We start from the raw sequence: 6058 nt of genomic DNA, 5'->3' as shown, positions 1-6058 counted from the left end.
AAACGCCATGCCCACCGTCGCGCGCATGCACGGCGCGGCATAATCGGGAAGTCGGCATAATTCTTGTGAAAATTCCATTCGCCCGTTTGTCGTTGCACGCAAGGGCTTCCTGTTCGCAGATACGGTTGCCGGCGCACACGCCAGCGCAAATCTCTTTAGTCTCGTTGAAACTTGCAAGGCCAATGGTATCGATCCATACCGTTACCTGGCCTGGTTGTTCGAGCGCCTGCCTCTGGCAAAGACCGCCGACGACTACGAGGCGCTTGTGCCTTGGCGGATGCCGTCCCCCCGGAACTGATTCGCAGCATATCCACTCCACGAATCAACGCGCCTGTCCACCACTCAGAGGGACGGCGATTATGGATCGCTTACCGACGATCCGTTCTTCGGATGGAGCCGACCCTAGGACGTCAGTGTGAGCGCGCCAGTACCTGCACGGTTTGAACGGACAGAATCCTGCGGATGGCGCCTAGCGCCGTCTTGCCTTCGCGCCAGAGCACCCTGAGGTAAGCGCCCGGGGAAGGCATCTTGATGGCGTCGGGTGCGCAGGCGAGGATCGTGTCCATCTAAGTTTTTAATGGACAGATGTACACGATGGACGAGAACACAGATCACAAGACCCACCACACGCCCGCATGCACGGCGCTGCATGTAGAGTAGCCCGAACTCGCTTGCTAGGGCCGTTCCGAACAGAATGATTGCGCCCGCGACGATCATCGTCGACGTGATCTTTTCCTCTCGGAGCACCGAACAACTCCGGAAGCGAACCTTTTCCCAGAAATGAATAGCACGATCCCCGCCTAATCGTCTATCGTCGCGTCAATCCGCCCCTCTCTGATAGCATGGAGGAACTCCCGATAATCACGTCGATTCTGGGAGCTGTACTCAGACGCAAACTCGGTGATTGCGTCGTCGAAGGTCTGCCCGGAACCCATGTACCCGGCCATCATCGCCGCATCCCCTGAGCGGGCATGGGCACGCGCAAGCGCATGTGCGCACATCCGCGCATACTGCCTCAGCATCCCCGTATCCCAGTCCTCGATCACCGCGGACATTTTCATGTCGCGAAGCTGACGGAGATAGAAATCGCGACCATTCTTCCCCCGTGTCCACCCGAGGAACACATCGCTCGCAGACTGCATGATGCGCTGGCCCGCGATGACACGCTGGCCATGATTGGCATGCAGGCTTTTCCCTGCGTAGGGTTCGAGTACCGAAGCACGCGCCTCCTTTACCTGCAGGAAGAGCGGGTCGTTGTCTGCCGCCATGAAGAGACCCACGGCGCACATCGTACCGACGCTGCCGACGCCGACCACCTTGATAGCCAGATCGACGAAGTGGAACCTGTCGAACAGCACGCGGACATGTTCGGCCAGGCTCTCGCGATACGAGGAAATGGCTTCAGCGTATCCTGACTCGATGCCCGGGGCCTGTTCTTCTGTCGGATGGAAGATCAACGGTGGCTCGTCCTTGATCCTCGGCCTTACGCCTTCCTGCGAGACAAGCTTTGGATACAGAAAATCAGGCACCGTCTTGCGCCTTTCCGCTTCGATCCGCTCGGCTAGCCGCTTGCGCGCGGCTGCGACGACAGCCGGATCGCCCGATCGATCTTCATACTTTTGCAGATCGATTCTGTCATACCAGACATCGAGAGCCCGCATGCCCGCGTAGTCATGCATCCGCTCGCGGTATTCGCGGACAAGATCTGTCGCCACGCGTGACGTGTCGCTGTGGGGTAGCTCAAGATAATGCGCAGCGATCACCGCGCTCGCCGCTAGCCGCTTGAGGTCCCACTCGAACGGAGCCGGCAGCGTCTCATCGAGATCGTTGATGTCGAAGATGACGTTGCGCTCCGGCGTCGCGAAGCCGCCGAAGTTCATCAGGTGGGCATCGCCACACGCCTGCACACGGATCCCACTTGCAGGTGTCGTGGAGAGGTCGGCGGCCATCAGCGCGGCCGCACCGCGATAGAACGCAAACGGCGACGCGGACATGCGCCCGAAGCGGATCGGAATCAGTTCCATCATGCGGCCTTCATTGGACGCGATCAGGAGCTCGACCGGGTCAGGGCGATCCGGCTGTGCCTTCCATCCCGCCTGCGATAGCCGCGGTACACTATCGCGCAGCGTGCGCCCTTTAGCCGCGCGTTCATCAGCGGTGAGGTAAGGGGTTTCTGTTCGAGCAGTGGCACTCGGGTGCTTCCGCGTAACGGCATTGTCCATGACCTTTCCCTTCTGTGTTTGCTGGCGCGACCTGCCGCACGCTCGACTGGCCGATGCCGGATGGCGACCGATCCCTTCTTCTCCGACCTTGCCGCTGGACGTCGGCCCGGACATCGGTGCCGCTCGCAACCGTGGCCTGGCCTGCGATGCCCGCGGTCGTCGGATCGGACATCGTGTCTCGCGGTAACCGCGTGATGCTGCGCCGCGTCGCAGGAACGAAGTCGTGTGCCATTCCGCAGCGTGACGACCTTGATCCGTAACTCACTTGAATCCTGGACCTATATAAGACGCTACGGGGCCGACCGGCGATGACGTTGATTCAAATCAACGGAGTTCTCGGCATGCACGCGCCACGTATCACGAAGGCTGTCGGTCCTGTAATTCTCCTGGGCCGCTCCGTACATCCAGAGGTTTTCGATCTACTTCGCTACTGGGCTGGGATGGTGATCAAGGGCAAAGCCTCCTGAGCACCGGTATCGGTCATCGTGAAAAAGAGCATCACTGCGTTGAGTGCACGTTTGGTTCGCAGGTCACCCTGGTCAATCCAGAACCAGTAGTCTCGGTAACGTACGACCGCATACGCGTTAGCCGGCCTCTGCTTGCCGCTGTGAATTCGTACGACGCCCTGCTGCATCTCCGCTGCAGATTGTGCGACGGCTGGCAACGCACTATGGTCTGCCAGATGCTCTTCCGGTACATCGACGTAGCTCGAAAAGGCCTGCATTATTTGCAGCATCGAGCGGCTGTTCACCGTGAGTTCGTCATCAGCGCCACGGGCCGGGGAATATCTGAGCGTAAACTTTTGCGGCCCGACTGGCATTTTGAGCAGGCGGCGTATCTCGGCGACCTTCTCGACGACGTCGGCAGGCATGTCTTCACGCCGGAAGAAGAGTACGGCAGTCGAACCCTTAACCTTGTCCTCCTCCACGCGCATGCCAACCGCGCCTGTGGCCTGAACTTCGCGCAGCAGTGCGATTGCCCGCAGAAACTCCGGATCCGCCTCCCGCATCATTCCAGCAGCCGTCGAGCGATTGCGCACGCCGTTAAGCGACTCCACCGTCATGCCCAACAGAAAATCCGCGGCATAGCCGCTCTGGAGCATGAAGAAGATGTTCTTCGGATCAATCGGCTCCAGCAACCCGCGCAGGAATTTCTGCCCGGTTGCCGGCGCGTAAGTGATGGTGGGCCGGTCCGTATAAACGCTCTGTACCCCTGCGGCCAGAAAATTTCCTTGCACCGCCCTGTCCGTCGAGAGGGTGCCATTCACCGACACGCCGGTTTGCAGGGAATAACCGCTGACAACCGACGCCACGTCAACGAATACCGGCAGATCCAGATAACGCAGTTTGACGATGTTCAGCAGCGCTTGCTGTTTCCACGAGTCGGCGATTGCCGCGCTATAGTCGAAGCGGTCCGCAACGATGGTCGTGGGGCCGAGCGATGTGCAGCCAGGAAGTACTGCGCACACGGCGAGGCAGACACGTAACTTCCGGATGACCTCGCGAGCGGGGTTGCCAGCGATGTCCGAGGGCCTTTGGAGATGCACCGGTTTCATGGCTATCTGGTTCCCTGTATCCCCATCGTCCGGATGCACACGTCCAGAAACCAGCATCCGCCTTCATCCTGAGTGAAATTAAGAATCTCATTGGCACGGCGCAGTTCCTTGACCTCGCGCTACAGTGCTTTAAGACGTTCGCGTTCCGACGTGCTCACGCCCTCGCGCTCGCCGCTATCGACTTCATCTCGTTTGACCCACCCCAGCAATGTCTGGCTCGTACAGCCGATCTTGGGGGCGATGGATTCGATCGCTGCCCACTGTAAGGGATACTCGCCCCGATGCTCTTGCACCATGCGCACAGCACGTTCGCGGACTTCAGCAGAAAACTTGTTCGACTTGTTCATGGCTCCATTTTCTCAAGAGTTGGAGCCTCCACCAAATCCGAGGCGGTTCGTCGGCCCGGCTCACACGGCCATGTCCCCGGCGGGAAGAAAACGCTCATCCGAAACAGCTACACCGTACTGTTCACTGGCTTTCGGCTACGATAGAAGCGCAGTCACTGCTCCTTTTGATGCACGTATGTACTACGTTCGAAAGCGGTGATGCCATAACAGTGAGATCCGGTTCGCAAGCGCGCGAGATACCGCATAGGGTATGCAGATCAGCGCGGGGCCGAGCACAACGGCCGCCCCCGGGTGCACCAGTCCATAAATCAGAAACTGCGCCACTGCGTCGAGAACGATCCCCACGGCCACCAGGTTACCAACGACTGCAAGTCCACCTCGAAGAAGATTTTTGCGATTTCCGCTCTCGGTAACCAGTCGATAGATGAACGGCTGGTGCCCTGCCCGAGCATCAGCCAGTCCGCTTCGGCAGCCAAGAACAATTGCAATGAGTGGCTGCAGCACAAACCTCAGCCGCCCAGGGCCTGAGAGACGAAGCGGCATTTCATCAAGAAACTGTCGCGAGAACAGATAGATGCGCCCGTTCTGCTACGTGTCAATTACCGCAGAAGGGAGTGCGACGACGAGAACCGCCACGGCGATCACGAAGAGCGCTTTGCTAAAAATATCGCGTTTCTGCATCATCGCTGACGACACTCCATCTCGAAATTTAATCGTTGAGGGCCAGCCCGAAGAGCGTTACCGATGTCTGGGTATTCTTCATGACCCCTTCGACAAAATCGCTGTCAGAGGCACGTTCGCCGAGGAACTTCCGCTGGACTAAGCCAGAATCATCACGACCACCATGCCCCAGATAGTCAGGAGCGTGTTACTTACCGCGTAGCTGACCGTGTATCCGAGCCCGGGGATCTGGCTTCTTGCGGCGTCACAGATCATCCCCAATGCCGCTGTCGTTGCTCGTGCACCGGCGCACACGCCGAGCAGGATGGCTGGATGAAAGCGGAACACGTAGCGCGCGATCAGCATTCCTAGAATGAGCGGAACGGTCGTGGCGAAAATGCCCCACAAGAATAGACTGATGCCGAGGTGCCGGAGACCGGCAACGAAACCGGGTCCTGCGGTGAGGCCGACCACAGCGATGAAGACGTTCAGTCCGACCGAGCTCATGAACCAGACCGTGGGTTCAGGAATGCGGCCAAACGTCGGGTGTACCGCCCGTAGCCAGCCAAACAGGATGCCCGCGATCAGTGAGCCACCCGCGGTCGACAGTGTGATGGGAATGCCCGCGACTTTAATGACGATAGCCCCCACCATTGCGCCAGCGGTAATGGCGATACTTACGAACGCCACGTCTGTCAGGTTCGTTGGGCGATCCAGTATGCCAAGTGCTTTCGCGGCAGCGCTCGTGTCCTGCGTGCGCCCGACGATCGTTATCGTGTCGCCCCGTTGCAGCTGTGTGCTCGGCCGAATGGGAATCTGCGTCTCCGTGGGGCCGCGCTTGATCTTCCTGAGATAGACGCCGCGCGCGGCCGGCAAACTGGCAAGCTCCTGCAAGGTTTTTCCATCGACCGCTTTGCTGGTCACATAAACGTCCACTCCTTCTGCCGGTACTGCCAGCAGTTCCGGGTCATCGACTTCAACGGCTTTTCGCTGCCGTGCCGCAACGAGCGTGTCACCGCCATTGCCAGAAGTAGTCCCGTGCGCCCCCAGCAGCGAAACAAGCTGGTCGCGGGGGCCGGCGATCGCCACCACATCGTCCGGATGCAGCATGAAATCGAGGCTAGCCTCGTGGATAACGCCCCCGCGCCTGACGCGCTCGATAAACAATCGCGTCCCGCTGGGCTGCAGCGCTTCGACCTGACTCACGGTCTTGCCGCAGACCATGCTTTCCGGCGTGACACGATAGGCGCGCAGCTCATACCGATGCCAGGCCT

5 protein-coding genes and 2 pseudogenes are annotated in these 6058 nt (G+C 59.5%); 1 reads left to right on the top strand and 6 read right to left on the bottom strand.

Annotated features, from left to right (window positions below):
• Nucleotides 1-67 precede the first annotated feature (67 nt).
• Nucleotides 68-298, top strand: a pseudogene (locus VMJ11_RS24640) (transposase domain-containing protein); the annotation flags it as partial.
• Between the two features lie 112 nt (nt 299-410).
• Here VMJ11_RS24640 and VMJ11_RS24635 read toward each other — a convergent pair.
• The 6 genes and pseudogenes from VMJ11_RS24635 to VMJ11_RS24610 all read right to left on the bottom strand — a co-directional run.
• The gene (locus VMJ11_RS24635) at nt 411-566 is read right to left on the bottom strand and encodes a hypothetical protein (RefSeq protein ID WP_325622671.1); all 156 of its coding nucleotides are present in this window, start codon (nt 564-566) and stop codon (nt 411-413) included.
• Between the two features lie 234 nt (nt 567-800).
• Nucleotides 801-2222: a DUF2252 domain-containing protein gene (locus VMJ11_RS24630; RefSeq protein ID WP_325622669.1), complete on the bottom strand. Its 1422-nt coding sequence runs from the start codon at nt 2220-2222 to the stop codon at nt 801-803.
• A gap of 427 nt (nt 2223-2649) precedes the next feature.
• The gene (locus tag VMJ11_RS24625) at nt 2650-3777 is read right to left on the bottom strand and encodes a hypothetical protein (RefSeq protein WP_325622667.1); all 1128 of its coding nucleotides are present in this window, start codon (nt 3775-3777) and stop codon (nt 2650-2652) included.
• A gap of 122 nt (nt 3778-3899) precedes the next feature.
• Nucleotides 3900-4124: pseudogene (locus VMJ11_RS24620) on the bottom strand (IS3 family transposase); the annotation flags it as partial.
• A 308-nt stretch (nt 4125-4432) separates the two neighbouring features.
• Nucleotides 4433-4612 (bottom strand): hypothetical protein, encoded by a 180-nt coding sequence (locus tag VMJ11_RS24615; RefSeq protein WP_325622665.1) that lies wholly within the window; start codon nt 4610-4612, stop codon nt 4433-4435.
• A 331-nt stretch (nt 4613-4943) separates the two neighbouring features.
• On the bottom strand, nt 4944-6058 hold a 1115-nt coding region (locus VMJ11_RS24610; protein ID WP_325622663.1), incomplete at its 5' end, for a TrkA C-terminal domain-containing protein.

Source organism: Paraburkholderia sp., from assembly GCF_035501035.1.
Classification (GTDB): Bacteria; Pseudomonadota; Gammaproteobacteria; order Burkholderiales; family Burkholderiaceae; genus Paraburkholderia.
The sequence above is the reverse complement of the archived record's forward strand: the minus strand, read 5'-3'. Positions and strand labels throughout refer to the sequence as shown.